The sequence below is a fragment of the Bradyrhizobium sp. NBAIM03 genome, from assembly GCF_020194055.1.
GTDB lineage: Bacteria > Pseudomonadota > Alphaproteobacteria > Rhizobiales > Xanthobacteraceae > Bradyrhizobium > Bradyrhizobium yuanmingense.
The window spans coordinates 159,060-173,018 of sequence record NZ_JADYVS010000003.1 but is presented as its reverse complement, the minus strand read 5'-3'; the positions used below and the strand labels follow the sequence as shown (position 1 = coordinate 173,018).

The following is a 13,959-nucleotide window of genomic DNA, read 5'->3' as shown; positions in this document are numbered from 1 at the left end:
CAGCAGCGCGCTCACGCCCGCGGATACGAAGAGCCCAATGATCATGAACCCGGGCGACTATTGGCCGGGACGCTTTGCGGCAGATCAAGGCGGCTCCGACACGGCACGGTAAGAAACCACATGCTGTCGGAGAGACACGTGTCGCACTATACCGGAAGTCTTGGTACGAAAAGCCTTGTTCCGAAGGTCCTGCCCGCGGCGAGAGTGCCGGCATTCATGCGGCATCTCTATCGTTCGACCCGCAGGCTGCTGCGCTCGATCGTCGCTCGCATCGATCTCTCGCAATTTCCAGGATCGTGCTGCGGATGAGCGCGGCAGCCGCAAGCGAATGCAGAAAGATTGCCCTATGCTCCGACATGTGAGACGGATTTTCCTGCTGCTTGGCCTCGTCTCTGGCTTCGGCTCGTCGTCCGCTCTCGGTGCTGATGCCGGTCACGGCGCCGAACTCGCCAGGCGCTGGTGCGCGAGCTGCCATGTCGTGGCGAACGGACAGGCTCAGGCGAGCGCCGACGTCCCTTCCTTTGCGTCCGTCGCGCGTAGGCCGGATTTCAGTGCGGAAAGGCTCGCATTCTTCCTGCTCGATCCGCACCCGAAGATGCCGAATTTTCCACTGAGCCGAACCGAAGCCGGCGATATCGCGGCCTACATCGCATCGCTGCGTTAGATGCCTGATCGGCCGCCGAAGGCCGCGCTCGCGCAAACCGAGCGGCGCGCTTTTCCGAAGGTCATACTTCAGCAATAGTCTGAGCTTCATCCCGGATGGTCACGCCGGGCTGCACGAAGGCTGCAAATGCAAATCCCTGCCGGTGGACCGGCAGGGATCAGCAGAAAGGATGACAGACGGCGAATGAGATCATTCGGTGGCCCATCATGGACCTGCACCGGTATCGAAGCGCGGATCTTCACGTCATACAAGATCAATTTGTGGGCACGCTGTACACAGACCGAAAATCAGGACTTGCCCTTGCCGGGTTGCATGAGACTGCCGGTCATCTGACGCATGTGATCTCCGGCGCTGGTGAACTGACTGCGGAGGAAATCGGATTGGATTCGCATCGCCTCCTGGAGGTCGGTGGCATGCACCAGCTTGCGCGCATGCTCGAAGGCCGACTTCATGTTCTGCTCCGTGAAAGCCAACGCCTGCTTCGACACCTCTGTCCCCGCCCCCGGAACGGACGACATCGATTTGGTCGCCGCTTCAAAGAACATGCCGAAGGCCTTTTCGGCCTGGTCGATGGTCTTCTCGGCCAAATCACGCAGTTCGGCCGGAACTTCGATTTTCGGTTCGATCATGGTCTCACTCCTCCCTTTTTCCGTCTGAATACCACATTTGCCTGACCGCCATCCAGCCGCCAGCGCTCCGGCGAACGATGCCGGGGAGCCTGCTCTGGCAGGAAAATGGGCAGGATGGGCGCGCGGCCGGGCTCTAGGATAAGGGGTGCTCGGGAAGAGCTTCGTCGGTGGCGAGATCTTCGACCAGCTTGATCACCTCGAAGCGCTGTCGCGGCGCGAGCTTCAGGAAGGCCCGGAGCAGACGCAGACTTTCCACGGTGCTGCCTGCAGGCACACCGAGCTTGAGATGCAGCTCAGCCGCGAAATTGAGGTTTTTCATCTCGCACCTATGACAAGCATCGGTCGTGATCCGCTCGAGAACCGAACGCCGCAACAGAACTATGGCGACGAACGTTCGGCCGAAGGGACCCGCCGGGTTGCAGGCTGAACCGCGTCCAAACGACGGCTTCCATCTGGTTGCAACTATGCCAAGCAACAACCCATCCGGCAAGCCCAACCGTGGGTATAGCGATGCTTGGTCTGCATCGCGCCACAGCGTTTTCCGGATAACAGGAATATCGATCGCCGTCACCCACCTGCGTCAAGAAGCGTCATCAATCACGCGCACAGCCCCTCTTGCTGTCAATCAACACGGGGTTTCGTCGTGTTTCCGATGTTAAATGCACGTTAGCGCGCACGAATTGGCGATTCTTCAGCAAGATACACGCATTTGTTGAATCCGTCCCGGCGGTTGCATTAGGCGCGTGAAAGTCGATCTCGCGGCCGGTCCACCGTGAACCGCCGTCCACGCGCGAGCGACCAAGCCGTTGCGGCACGGCCACGCAGACACGGGCGCCATGGCTGAAAACTCTTCGATTTGGGCGCGCCTCAGCACCAAAAGGACGACGGCATGCTTTCTCGCTGCGATCTCATCAAGGGCGCCGCAATCGCGCTTCTCACCCTCTCGACACAAGGCGCATGGGCGCAGGAGACCAAGATGAACCTGTTCAAGATCGTCACCGTCAAGGACGAAATCGTCGTCGGACTGTCGGCGCAGGAGCTTCAGGCGCTCGGCGGCAATGATGCGAGCGCCGTTGCACACGCGCTGGCGCAGAAGGGCGATCTCACCGTCTGGCAATACAACGTGCATCGTGGCCCCAACGGCGAATTACAGCAGGCACCGACAGCCAAGATCGGGCTGCTGGCCCATGCCTCGCTGCGCGTCGAGCCCTACACCACGCCTTACCAGATCGTCCCTCACCCGTAAGCAATGGGCGGGACGGCGGCGGCCGAGACCGCCGGCGCTCCGCAATCATCCACGTCGGCCCCCGCGCGCCGTTCCCGTCTCCGTCGCGAAGCCGTAGATCAGCGCCAGCCGGTCCAGGCATTCGCGGAAACGCCGCGCGAAGTAATCGTTCCAGCGTTGCGTGCGGACGGCACGACGCTGCCCAACCTGATCCATGGTCAGACCCAGCACCAGCACGTCGTGCACCAGCGCGGCGCCGTCGGTGCCGAGCTCTCGTTCGATCCTGTTGAGCCGCAGCACCGCCTGGCGCTGGCTTTCGGTGACGGGCTCACGCGTGCCCGTCCCATCGACATATTCGCGCGTCGTATCCACCGCCTGCGGGCCGCGCTCCGCCCGCTCCCAATCGTTCTGGAAGGCGCGGCCGCCGCGGTACTGCGCCTCGTCGATCTGATGGTGCGCGTGCAGCCGGCCAAGCGGATCGCCGCGGACCGATCGGATCGCCAGGATCTTCTCGCCGGAATCGAGCGCGAGCGGATTGTCGACCTCCACCTCCGCGATCTCGGCGTTGAACGGCACCTCCCGCGACCGCCGGTCGTAGATCTGCGCCAATTTGTAGGACTTGTTGCGTCGGGCACGAGCCACTCGGATCTCCTTGCAAGACTGAGAGTTGAACGGAGGGCGGCACCGTCAGAGCGCCGAGACCAGCTTCAGCACGACCGGGCCTGCGGCACGGGCCGCCGACGCAGCCTCGGAACGGCGCGTCAGACGGCCATGCGGCGCGCAATAGCTCGAGCCCGGCTGGCGCGGGTGGCCGCAGAAGGTGATCTCCTCACCGTCCTTGTCGCCGCCATAGGGATAGCGGCAGTCGGCCGGCTCGAGCTCGACCAATTGGATCAGGCGCGGCTGGATGCCGACACAGCGCAACTTCACCCGCGCCGCAGGCTTCATGGCGGACTTCGGCGGCAGATTGACGCTCGGCCACGCCACCCGGCGCGGCGAAAGCAGGCTGGGTTCACCCGGCAAGGGCGGCGCGAGCGCCGGGCTCGTCATCCATTGCGGCACGATGAGCCGGAGCCGCTTGGCGCGGCCGACCACCGCGCTGCGCGTATAAGCCGTTCCAAACCTTGCGTTTATCTGTCTTCCGATCTCCGCATAAGACATGCCTTTGTGAAAATAGTCGCGAAGCGCGTCCGAGTGCTCCGACGGCCAATGGCCCGGTTCCATGCTGCTGTCCTGTGATGCGCCTCCACCCGGGAGGCGAGACGCACATTCCGTTATTCCGAATATAGAGTCAAGCCGTATTTCTGATATTCATAATTGCATCAATTCCGAATTTCGGATTACAAGAGGCGAGACGGTGCGCAATCGAGGGAATCACCATGTTGGACGTAGCAATGATCGAGCGGGGCCTGGAGAAGACGGGCAAGAGCAAGGGCGGCCTGGCTGCGGCCATGGGCGTGCGGCCCGGCGCGGTCTCGGAGATTCTCGGCGGCGAGCGCCTGGTGAAGGCCTCGGAGATCATTCCGATCATGGAATATCTCGAGCTCAATCTCGCGCCGATCATGGGGCGCGTCGGAGCCGGCGCCGTGATCGAGCCGGACTACGAACAGGTTCCGCCGGAAGGTCTCGGCGACGTCGCGTTGCCCTTCCCGATCATGGAAGAGACGATCGCATTCGAGATCGTGGGCGATTCGATGCTGCCCAAATACGAAAGCGGCGACGTGATCGTCGTCTACAAGGACCAGCGCCACCCGCTGTCGAGCTTCTACGGCGAAGAGGCAGTGGTCCGCCTCAAGACCGGCGAGCGCTATCTGAAGACCATCGAGCGGGGCAAATCTCCCTCAGTGGTCAACCTCACGAGCTTCAATGCCAAGCCGATCGTCGGCGTCAAGCTTGACTGGGTCGGGGAGATCTGCCTGTCCATGCCCAAGGGACAGCTTGAGCGGCTGCGTGCGAAGTCGGCGCGGCCGCGCAAGAAGGGCAAATGAGAGCCGCCGCTTCTGATTAATAGAAATCACACTTGACATAGTTCCGATTTTCGGAAATAATGTGCCGCGTCCCGACCATGGGGCGCGGCAGGGTCGTTTCATGCAATACTTCGTCGTGATGATCGATTACGGACGGCGGGGCCGCGAGGCGGTCGTCGATCCCGAAATCACCCGGCGCGAGGTCATTTCCCGCCTCGCCTCGGGTGAGTATCGGAACGTCTCGTTCATCCACGAGATCGTGGAGAACTCGGTCGAAGATGTCACCGCGGCCATCCTGGCCGAGGCGGCCCTCCCACGGATCGAGCCCGAGGACGTCGATCTCGAGGCGATCCGCCTCGATCACGTCCGCGATCTGCGCAAGCACGAGAGGACGTGACGCAGGCCTAGAGCATGATCCGGACCTGAAGGGCCGCGTTAGCGCAAAGTGTGCAGCGGTTTTCCGAAACGATCATGATCAATCAACAGCCTAAAGCGCGATGACGTGACGATTCATCCTAATCGCATCGCGCTTTAGAGCTCGCGCCACCGTCCCGTTGGGCATTACACCAGGAGAACGGTCGATCCCGTGGTCTTGCGTGCCGCAAGATCGGCATGCGCCTTGGCGGCGTCCTTCAGCGGGTAGGTCTGGTGCACCTCGATCTTGACCGCGCCGGACTTGACGACGTCGAACAGCTCATTCGCCATCGCCACCAGATTTTCGCGCTTGGCGGCGTAGGTAAACAGCGTCGGACGCGTGACGTAGAGCGAGCCCTTCTGGGCGAGCAGGCCAAGATTAAGCGGCTCCACCGCGCCGGAGGACTGGCCGAACAGCGCAGCGACGCCGAGCGGGGCGAGGCAATCCAGCGATTTCAGGAACGTGTCCTTGCCGACGGAGTCGTAAACCACTGGCACTTTCTTGCCGCCGGTGATCTCGTCGACCCGCTTCACGAAATCTTCCCTTGTATAGATGATGACATGGTCGCAGCCATGCGCCTTGGCGAGCTTCGCCTTCTCGTCGTTGCTGACGGTGCCGATCACGGTCGCGCCGAGATGCTTGGCCCACTGGCTCAAGATCAGGCCGACACCGCCGGCGGCCGCATGCAGCAGGATGGTATCGCCGGCTTTCACCCGATAGGTCTGGCGGATCAGATATTGCGTGGTGAGCCCCTTGAGCATCATCGCCGCCGCCGTCTTGTCGTCGACGCCGTCGGGCAATTTCAACAGCCGGTCGGCGGCGATCAGCCGCGCCTCCGAATAGGCCCCGAGCGGCGAGGCGCCATAAGCGACGCGATCGCCCGGCTTCAGATCGGTGACGCCAGGCCCGACCTCCTCGACGACGCCAGCCGCCTCGCTGCCGAGCCCGCTCGGCAGTTGCGCCGGATAGAGGCCGGAACGGTTATAGATGTCGACGAAATTGAGGCCGACCGCGGTGTGGCGGATGCGCGCCTCGCCGGGCCCAGGTTTACCGACGCTGACCTCCTCCCAGACCAGGACTTCCGGACCGCCGGTTTTGTGAAAGCGAATGGCATGCGTCATGGGCGTGCTCCTTTATCGTTGAAATGAAAGTTCGAACACCGGATCGGCCTGTGAAATAGGCATTTGGTCCGCCCGTTACAGTATAGAAGCCGTAACAAGAATGTCACAGCGAACCACAAACAGCCGCCGTTCCGCCTCCGTTCGAAAGAGTTGATGAGGGCCCCGCGGCGACCCGCAGTAGCCTTGCGCGGGGTTTGATGGTCGCCTGCGAAGGAGAGCCGAGATGCCAGCTTACGTTCAGCATCATCAGGACGTCGAAATCGCGCCAGTGAATTGCCCTACCTGTATGGGGTTCCTGCCGATGTATGTGCGCGAGGTCGAGCCGCATTGGAGCCTAGCCAAGATCGACTTCGTCTATGAATGCGCCGATTGCGGCGCCGAGCTGAGGCAGACGATCCGCAAGCCGGAGCTGCTGCGGCACTGATCGCGCCAACAGCGAAGCGCTTAACTATTTGCGCTTAGCGGAAAAAACGCCGTTCACGCGGGTCAGATGTCTCCCAAACGTGGCTTGTCCTTTGCCTGGAACGCAGGCAGAACAAGCCTCACGCAAGACCTTTGGGAGCGCCCTTTCGTGGCTGATCAGAAGACCTCGATCGAGGCAGTGGAGAGCGGCCTCGCCGCGCAGGGCTACATCGCGAGCCGGCAGATCGCGACTGCCGTCTATTTGTCGCAGCAGATCGAGAAGCCGATCCTGGTCGAGGGCCCCGCGGGCGTCGGCAAGACCGAGCTCGCCAAGGCGATCGCGGCTTGGCGCGGCATGAAGATGATCCGCCTGCAATGCTATGAGGGCCTCGACGAGGCCAAGGCGCTCTACGAGTGGAAATACGCCAAGCAGCTTCTCTACACGCAGATCCTCAAGGACAAGCTCGGCGAGGTTCTCGGCGGCGCGCAGACGCTGCATGCCGCGCTCGACCAGCTCCACGATTTCGGCGACGTGTTCTTCTCCAAGGAATTCGTCGAGCCGCGGCCGCTGCTCCAGGCGCTTGAGCAGCCGGGCGGCTGCGTGCTCCTGATCGACGAGATCGACAAGTCGGACGCCGAATTCGAATCGCTGCTGCTGGAAATCCTGTCCGACTTCCAGGTCACGATCCCCGAGCTCGGAACCGTTTCGGCGATCACGCCGCCGACGGTGATCCTCACCTCCAACAGCGAGCGCGACCTCGGCGATGCCCTGAAGCGACGCTGCCTGCATCTGCATATCGGCTTTCCCGAGCAGCGGCTCGAGGAGCGCATCGTCGAAAGCCGCGTGCCCGGCATCTCGCAGACGCTGCGGCGGCAGATGGTCGGCTTCATCCACGAGATCCGCTCGCTCGACCTGAAGAAGCTGCCCTCGGTCAGCGAGACCATCGACTGGGCGCGTGTGCTGGTGCTGCTCCAGGCTTCCGAACTCGATACTGAGATCGTCAAGGACACGCTCAACGTGCTCCTGAAATACGAAGCCGACATCGAGGCCGCGACGCCGCAGGTGACGACCTTCATTGCCAAGGCGGCCCGGTCCAACGTCTTCGGTTGACGCCGATGCGCGAAAATCTCCATCGCTTCTTTCGGGCGGCACGCGGGGCTGGCGTTCACGTCTCGCCGGCCGAAAGCATCGATGCGATGCGCGCCGTCGCGCAGGTCGGCATCTCCGACCGCGCCGTGCTACGCGATGCGCTGCTGCTGACGCTCGCCAAGTCGCAGGACGAGAAGCTCGCGCTCGGCGACTGCTTTGATCTGTTCTTCAGCCAGCCGGAGCCGCGACAGGAGCAGCCTGAGGCTGCCGGCGAAGACGATGCTGCGCAAGGCGAGGATCAGCCGCCCTCCGCCGGCTCGGCGAGCGAGGCGGGCGAAGGTCAGCCTTCCCAGGGCCTGGGTCCCTTGGCGCAGATGCTATTGTCGCAGGATCGCAACGCGATCGCTGCCGCGATTGCCAGCGCCTCCGGCGCGGCCTCCCTGTCCGACATCCGCTACTCCACCCAGCGCGGCATATTCTCCAGCCGCATCCTCGACGCCATGGGCCTCCAGCGCCTGCGCGACGACCTCGACCAACTGACCGCGACCAACCCGTCGCTGGCCGAGCGCCTGCGCGCCGCGCTCGATGCCTTGCGCGAAGCCGTGCGCGATACGGTCTCGCAAGGGCTCGCACTCTATGCCCGCGAGGAGGCCGAAAACCTCCGCAACGAGATCCTGCGCAACGCGCCGCTTGCCCGCATCGAGCGGCGCCAGGTCGCCGAGATGCGTGCCCTCATCCGCCAGATCGCACGCCGGCTGCGCGAGCGCTATTCCAAGCCGCGCAAGCGCCAGCGCCGCGGCCATCTCGACGTTCGCCGCACGCTCCGCCGCAACGCAGCCTGGGGCGGCGTGCCCTTCCTCACGGCATGGAAGCGCAAGCATCGCGACAGGCCGAAGATCGTCGCGCTGTGCGACGTCTCGGGCTCCGTTGCGCAAGTCTCGGACTTCTTCCTGCTGCTGATCCACTCGCTGCACGAGGTGGTCGACGACGTCCGCTCCTTCGCCTTCTCTTCGCACCTGATCGAGGTCAGCGAGATCCTGGAGACGAAGTCGCCGGAGGAGGCGATGTCCGAGATCATGTCCAAGGTCGGTTTCGGCTCGTCGGATTACGGCGCCTCGCTGGTCGATTTCGAGAAGGAGTTCATGAGCGCGCTGACGCCGCAGACCACGGTGATCGTGCTCGGCGATGCCCGCAGCAACAATCTCGACCCACGCGCCGACATTTTGCGCCGGATCTCCGAGCGTTCGAAGCGGTTGGTCTGGCTCAATCCCGAGGGGCGGCTCGCCTGGGGCTTTGGCGATTCCGAGATGCCGCGCTACGCAACCTTTTGCAGCGTCGTGCGCCAATGCGCCACCGCGCAACAGCTCGAACGCGCTGTTTCCGATATTGTGGCGACTTATCAATAAGCAATAACAGCCGCCTCCGTCAGGCGGCGTTCAGCTCGGCCTGATTGCATTCCCGAAAGTGACGCGCGATTTCGTCGAGCGCGCGCTGCTCCCATTCTTCTGCCTGCGCCAGCCAGAACGGCCGGCGCTTCGAATCGAGCGCCGCGCGCTCTCGGCAAAGGAATTCCTGACTGCGAATTTCCACCAGCCTGTTCATGCACTCCACTCCGGCCGTGTGAAGCCATTCCCCGCAGGCCAAGGTAACAGAGTCCTCAATCTCCCGCCTCATCATTTCTGTGCATATCGCGACGCCAAATAGGACAGTGATGCTTGCCGTGCACTGCGGCAGCTCGCATCGCAACATCAAGTGCGGATCATCAATTAGTGATCGGAGAACGTGACGGTGGTCGTGCACTAACGACGTTAACTCTTGTGGCGCAACGAAGTGCCGCAATTTGTGAAGAGATGTTCTAAACAGCTGACCGAATTCCCGACTCATTGTCGTCGCATGGTCTTCATGCGGCGCCGCTAACAGGGGCACGCGAACCGGACGATCGGCTGAGGCACCATGAGCAACGATTTCGACCTTGATCTATCGACCGACCAGTGGGAAGCGCTAAAGGCGCTTCGCAACCCGGTGTCGAACGGTCGCCTCGCGAAGGCCTATCTCGTCGAAAGCCTCGCCAAGCTCGGCCTCGTTGTCATGAATGACGGCGTGCCTGCGATAACATCCACAGGACGCAAGGTGCTGGTGCGCGGCTCATGCCGGCTGCTCGATCTCGTGGCGTGACGAGATCGCCTGCTGCCGCGTAACTGCGCCATCGCCTGAAAAATAACCTTTAGCTCTTCATCGAAATCGGATTTGCTTCTTGCGACAAGATCTGGCGCGCAACGACGCTGCGCCAGACAGGCAAGGGAGCTGATCATGAACGGGCTTGGCGGGCTGAACAAATCCCCCAACGGTGTGGTTATCGGACTTGTGCAGCTGCAGCTGCCTAGCGTGGTGAGCGCGGCCGATCTCGCCAGGCAGACCGAGCGCATCGTCTGGATGGTCGGCAAGGCCCGCCGCAATCTCTCCACCATGGATCTGGTGGTCTTCCCCGAATACTCGCTGCACGGCCTGTCGATGGACACCAATCCGGAGATCATGTGTCGGCTTGACGGACCGGAGGTTGCGGCCTTCAAGCAGGCCTGTGTCGATAACAAGATCTGGGGCTGCTTCTCCATCATGGAGTTCAACCCGCATGGCAATCCCTACAACTCGGGCCTGATCATCGACGATCACGGCGAGATCAAGCTCTACTATCGCAAACTTCATCCCTGGATTCCGGTCGAGCCGTGGGAGCCCGGCGACATCGGCATTCCCGTGATCGAGGGACCGAAGGGCGCGAAGATCGCGCTGATCATCTGCCATGACGGCATGTTCCCGGAGATGGCACGGGAATGCGCCTACAAAGGCGCGGAGATCATGATCCGCACCGCCGGCTACACCGCGCCGATCCGCGAAGCCTGGCGCTTCACCAACCAGGCCAATTCGTTTCAGAATCTGATGATCACCGCAAATGTCTGCATGTGCGGCTCGGACGGCTCGTTCGATTCCATGGGCGAAGGCATGATCGTCAATTTCGACGGCACGGTCCTGGCGCATGGTACGACCGGCCGTGCCGACGAGATCATCACCGCAGAGGTCCGGCCGGATCTCGTGCGCGAAGCCCGCATCAACTGGGGCGTCGAAAACAACATCTACCAGCTCTGGCACCGCGGCTATGTCGCGGTGAAGGGCGGCGCGATGGACTGCCCCTACACCTTCATGCAGGACATGGTCGCCGGCACCTTCCGATTGCCGTGGGAAAATCAGGTCAAGGTCACCGACGGCACCTCGTGCGGCTTCCCGGCCCCGACGCGGATGTTCGGCAAGACGGCGAAGGCGGCGGAATAACCCGGTTCTCCGGTGAAACCGCGACAATCTGGCACCGTGGCCTGCGCGCTCGGCAACCTCGTCGGCAATTGCGTCGCAACCGTCGCGGTCGCGGCCTGGGAAGGCGATCTCGCCCGGCCAAGGCGGCCAAGGTGCTGGAGGGTGGCGAGGTGGTCGACGTGACGGCGGGATAGAGGTTCGGCGATCAATCGTTCCACTGGAGGAGTGGCGTGCCGTAGGCCCTCCTCCAGACCGACAGAAAGCGCGGAAACCACGAGTGGGCCACGGCACCCTTATAGGCCCAGGTGCGATACTTCAGACCCTGCTCCGAAATCAGCTCCTGATAGCCGCCGTGGAGTTCGGTCGCGGCGCGAATGTCCTTCAGGATTCCTTGCGCGCAGGCCCGATAGGTATCGCCACCCGAGAACTCATCGTAATCCAGCATGCGGTCGGCAAATTCGACGTTGAACGTCGGCCAGGAGGAACGCCCCTGATATGCGGGAGCTGCAATCTTGTGGATCATCTTGGTCCGCGGGTTGTCCGCCGAAACCAGGAAGTGGAACGTGCTCGGAATGCGAAACCGTGGCTCGGCGATGATCAGATCCGTCGTGGCCGCGAACAGCGCGCGCTCGCTCGCCTCGCTCATATCCCAGAAGCCGCGATGCACGCTGACGAAATCCAATGCGACCGACGATGCCGGTGAGCTCGCCGGGCCGTCCAGGGAATGCCTGATGTAGCCGTTCTTGCCGAAGAGGCGGAGCAGATCCCTCTTGTACTGCGCAAGGTCGCGCCCGAGCAGCCGCTTCAGCTCGTTCTCGCCGACGATCCCGAGCTGCACGCCCCACACGAAGGTCGTGTAGACGCAGGCATTGGTGACGAAACGCCGGCGCTCGGCGCGGGTATCCGTCGCCGCGGAGCGCGGGCCGCTGGCGTCGCACAGCAAATATCTGGTGCCGTCAGCGTCGAAGGACTCCAGCTCGCTCGCAAGCTTCAGGATCGCGCGCTTCAGGTCTCCGCCATATTCGGCCAACAACAAGCGGCCGGCATGCGCGCATTGCGACATCGCAAGGTAGGACGACGCCCTCTCCTCGGCAGAGATCATCTGCTGCAGACCGGCGAGAATGCCGAGCAGCGTATCCGAGGGTCGCGAAAAATAGTTCACGCCGAGATACCGGCCGCGCCCGGCCGGTACGATGGTCGTGGTGACCACGTCGGCGCGGACGGCCTCCAGCAGCAGGCGCACGCTCTTCTCGAGCAGACGGACCCGTCGCACGGCGTCCTGCGCATCCATGATGGTTTCAGGATCGAGAACGTCGGGATAGAACCAGGCGAAGTCGCGGGGGTAATAGGCCGAGGCGTGCGGTGCGCCGGTGACGAGGAAGGCCTCGGTCACCGAAAAGGCGCTGTCCATCGAGTGCCGATAGAGGTCCTCGATCGCCGACAACGAATGATGCGATTGTCTCAGGAATCGATCACCGAGGAAATTGACCGCCTGAAGGGCGTTGGCGACGAAGGTCGCAGCCATCCCCTGATAGAACCGGTTTTCACGATGTGATGGAAAAGAGATGTCGCTGTTCATGTCCGTCAATCGGCTGATTGTCTCGTGACCCTCGCGATGATGGCCACCGTTTTAAGCATGACTGATTCGTATCTCTACCCGGTGACTTGCGGGTTCGTGACGCTCGCCTAGGCCTTACGCGGCCTGAAATTCTCGATCACCCTGAGCAGCACACGCGCGCCGGCGTCGGCATCGGCGAGCGCGACATGCTCGTCCGGGTGATGGCTGATGCCGCCGCGGCAGCGGACGAAGATCATGCCGACATCGGCGATGTCGATCATGGCCATGCCGTCGTGCCCTGCCCCGCTCGGCAGCTCGAACACGGAGACGCCTTCGGCTTCGATCGCCTGCGCGATCTGCTGCTTCAGCCAAGGCGCACAGGGTGCGGTGCGGTTCTCGTGGGTAACGTCGAGCTGAAGCGCCAGCTGTCGCCGCTTGGCGATCGCCTCGATCTGGCGGACGATATCGGCCACCGCGCGCTTGCGATGCATGTCGGTCGGCGCGCGCATGTCGATGGTGAAAGATACTTCGCCCGGAATGACGTTGGTCGCGCCGGGCCTCGCCTGGATGTAGCCGACGGTGCCGACGAGGCCGCCCTCGTCGGTGCGGCAAAATTGCTCGATCGCATTGATGCATTCGGCCGCACCGGCGAGCGCGTCACGGCGCAGCGCCATCGGCACGGTGCCGGCGTGACCGGCCATACCGGAGAGCCGTGCCGCAAGGCGCGTGGCCCCGGCAATGGCGGTGACGACGCCCACGGGCAGGTTCTGCGCTTCCAGCACCGGGCCCTGTTCGATGTGCAATTCGAGATAGGCAAGCAGTTCGCGCCGCGCGCGCGCGGCCGCATCGACATGGTCGGGATCGAGACCGAACTGCACGAGCGCCTCGCGCATCGACACCCCGTTGCTGTCGCGCGTATTCAACACGCTCTCATCAAAGGTGCCGGCCACCGCACGGCTGCCGAGCAAGGTCGAAGCGAACCGCACCCCCTCCTCGTCGGCAAAACCGATCACCTCGATCGCAAATGGCAGGCGCTTGCCGCGGCGGTTCAGATCAGCGACGCAAGAGATCGCCGTGATCACACCCAGCGGTCCATCCCATTTGCCGGCATCGCGCACGGTGTCGTAATGCGACCCGAGCATCAGGCAGGGCATGCCCGGCCGGTCGCCTTCGTACCGTCCGCAGACATTGCCGATGGCATCGAGATGGGCGCTCATGCCGGCCTCGCGCATCCACCCCATGATGAGGTCCGCGGCCTTGCGTAGCTCCTTGCTGAGGAAGATGCGGGTGAGTTTTTCGGGCTCTTCCGAGATCGCGCCGAGCTCGTTGATCCGGCGAACGATCTCATTGCCGAGCGATGCATCGTGAACGGTACCAGCGCCCATCTCGGCGAGCTTTCCATCTTTGAGGACACGGCGGTCCTGACGACAATCGATACAAGTTCGGTGCCAGCGAACATCCTCCGTCAGCGCGTGGTTAGCATGAATGCGCCTTGCCGGCCGACCGTCCGACGACCGTCATGCACATGCGCGAGCAGGTTCGGGCTGCTCAACTCCACTGCATACAATGCTTTTATATTGCCCAT

Annotated in this window: 17 protein-coding genes and 1 pseudogene; 10 read left to right on the top strand and 8 right to left on the bottom strand. The window is 62.8% G+C overall.

Annotated features, from left to right (window positions below):
- The first annotated feature begins 346 nt into the window (after window positions 1-346).
- Entirely contained in the window at window positions 347-664 is a 318-nt protein-coding gene (locus I6F21_RS05725) for a cytochrome c (RefSeq protein ID WP_036007678.1), read from the top strand.
- A 287-nt stretch (window positions 665-951) separates the two neighbouring features.
- Here the strand turns inward: I6F21_RS05725 and I6F21_RS05720 are convergent, their stop codons facing one another.
- Both I6F21_RS05720 and I6F21_RS05715 read right to left on the bottom strand, forming a co-directional pair.
- Window positions 952-1,293, bottom strand: coding sequence for a phasin (locus I6F21_RS05720; RefSeq protein ID WP_036007681.1), 342 nt, complete (start codon window positions 1,291-1,293; stop codon window positions 952-954).
- A gap of 133 nt (window positions 1,294-1,426) precedes the next feature.
- Complete coding sequence (locus tag I6F21_RS05715) at window positions 1,427-1,612, bottom strand: hypothetical protein (protein WP_036007684.1); 186 nt, start codon at window positions 1,610-1,612, stop codon at window positions 1,427-1,429.
- A 570-nt stretch (window positions 1,613-2,182) separates the two neighbouring features.
- Here I6F21_RS05715 and I6F21_RS05710 point away from each other — a divergent pair.
- On the top strand, window positions 2,183-2,539 hold the full coding sequence (locus tag I6F21_RS05710) for a hypothetical protein (RefSeq protein WP_036007687.1): 357 nt from the start codon (window positions 2,183-2,185) through the stop codon (window positions 2,537-2,539).
- A gap of 45 nt (window positions 2,540-2,584) precedes the next feature.
- Here the strand turns inward: I6F21_RS05710 and I6F21_RS05705 are convergent, their stop codons facing one another.
- A complete protein-coding gene (locus tag I6F21_RS05705) occupies window positions 2,585-3,160 on the bottom strand; it encodes a hypothetical protein (protein ID WP_036007689.1) in 576 nt (191 codons plus the stop codon).
- A gap of 45 nt (window positions 3,161-3,205) precedes the next feature.
- Window positions 3,206-3,742 carry a GcrA family cell cycle regulator gene (locus tag I6F21_RS05700; RefSeq protein ID WP_225182877.1) on the bottom strand — a complete coding sequence of 179 codons (537 nt, stop codon included), beginning with the start codon at window positions 3,740-3,742 and terminating at the stop codon, window positions 3,206-3,208.
- Between the two features lie 155 nt (window positions 3,743-3,897).
- Between I6F21_RS05700 and I6F21_RS05695 the strand changes: the two genes are divergently transcribed.
- Together I6F21_RS05695 and I6F21_RS05690 are read left to right on the top strand one after the other, a co-directional pair.
- On the top strand, window positions 3,898-4,506 hold the full coding sequence (locus I6F21_RS05695; RefSeq protein ID WP_036045323.1) for a S24 family peptidase: 609 nt from the start codon (window positions 3,898-3,900) through the stop codon (window positions 4,504-4,506).
- 100 nt (window positions 4,507-4,606) lie between these two features.
- Window positions 4,607-4,882 carry a hypothetical protein gene (locus tag I6F21_RS05690; RefSeq protein ID WP_225182876.1) on the top strand — a complete coding sequence of 92 codons (276 nt, stop codon included), beginning with the start codon at window positions 4,607-4,609 and terminating at the stop codon, window positions 4,880-4,882.
- A 164-nt stretch (window positions 4,883-5,046) separates the two neighbouring features.
- Here I6F21_RS05690 and I6F21_RS05685 read toward each other — a convergent pair whose 3' ends face one another.
- Window positions 5,047-6,021: a quinone oxidoreductase gene (locus tag I6F21_RS05685; RefSeq protein WP_225182875.1), complete on the bottom strand. Its 975-nt coding sequence runs from the start codon at window positions 6,019-6,021 to the stop codon at window positions 5,047-5,049.
- Window positions 6,022-6,244: 223 nt separating this feature from the next.
- Between I6F21_RS05685 and I6F21_RS05680 the strand changes: the two genes are divergently transcribed.
- The 3 genes from I6F21_RS05680 to I6F21_RS05670 all read left to right on the top strand — a co-directional run bounded on the left by I6F21_RS05680 (window position 6,245) and on the right by I6F21_RS05670 (window position 8,919).
- The gene (locus I6F21_RS05680; RefSeq protein WP_036007702.1) at window positions 6,245-6,445 is read left to right on the top strand and encodes a hypothetical protein; all 201 of its coding nucleotides are present in this window, start codon (window positions 6,245-6,247) and stop codon (window positions 6,443-6,445) included.
- Between the two features lie 147 nt (window positions 6,446-6,592).
- Window positions 6,593-7,534, top strand: coding sequence for a MoxR family ATPase (locus I6F21_RS05675; protein WP_192893127.1), 942 nt, complete (start codon window positions 6,593-6,595; stop codon window positions 7,532-7,534).
- A gap of 5 nt (window positions 7,535-7,539) precedes the next feature.
- Window positions 7,540-8,919: a VWA domain-containing protein gene (locus I6F21_RS05670; RefSeq protein WP_036007773.1), complete on the top strand. Its 1,380-nt coding sequence runs from the start codon at window positions 7,540-7,542 to the stop codon at window positions 8,917-8,919.
- Window positions 8,920-8,938: 19 nt separating this feature from the next.
- On the opposite strand, the gene I6F21_RS05665 is transcribed toward I6F21_RS05670, so the two are convergent.
- The gene (locus I6F21_RS05665; protein WP_192893126.1) at window positions 8,939-9,115 is read right to left on the bottom strand and encodes a hypothetical protein; all 177 of its coding nucleotides are present in this window, start codon (window positions 9,113-9,115) and stop codon (window positions 8,939-8,941) included.
- A gap of 351 nt (window positions 9,116-9,466) precedes the next feature.
- On the opposite strand from I6F21_RS05665, the gene I6F21_RS05660 reads away from it, so the two are divergent.
- From I6F21_RS05660 to I6F21_RS05650, 3 genes and pseudogenes are all read left to right on the top strand, one after another.
- Window positions 9,467-9,688: a hypothetical protein gene (locus tag I6F21_RS05660; protein WP_225127624.1), complete on the top strand. Its 222-nt coding sequence runs from the start codon at window positions 9,467-9,469 to the stop codon at window positions 9,686-9,688.
- Window positions 9,689-9,823: 135 nt separating this feature from the next.
- A complete protein-coding gene (locus tag I6F21_RS05655) occupies window positions 9,824-10,837 on the top strand; it encodes a formamidase (RefSeq protein WP_036007710.1) in 1,014 nt (337 codons plus the stop codon).
- Window positions 10,838-10,876: 39 nt separating this feature from the next.
- A pseudogene (locus I6F21_RS05650) lies at window positions 10,877-11,010 on the top strand (C4-dicarboxylate transporter DctA); the annotation flags it as partial.
- 11 nt (window positions 11,011-11,021) lie between these two features.
- Here I6F21_RS05650 and I6F21_RS05645 read toward each other — a convergent pair.
- Both I6F21_RS05645 and I6F21_RS05640 read right to left on the bottom strand, forming a co-directional pair.
- Window positions 11,022-12,395, bottom strand: a complete 1,374-nt coding sequence (locus I6F21_RS05645; RefSeq protein WP_036007712.1) for a hypothetical protein — start codon at window positions 12,393-12,395, stop codon at window positions 11,022-11,024.
- A gap of 107 nt (window positions 12,396-12,502) precedes the next feature.
- Entirely contained in the window at window positions 12,503-13,759 is a 1,257-nt protein-coding gene (locus I6F21_RS05640; protein ID WP_225152358.1) for an allantoate amidohydrolase, read from the bottom strand.
- Window positions 13,760-13,959 lie beyond the last annotated feature (200 nt).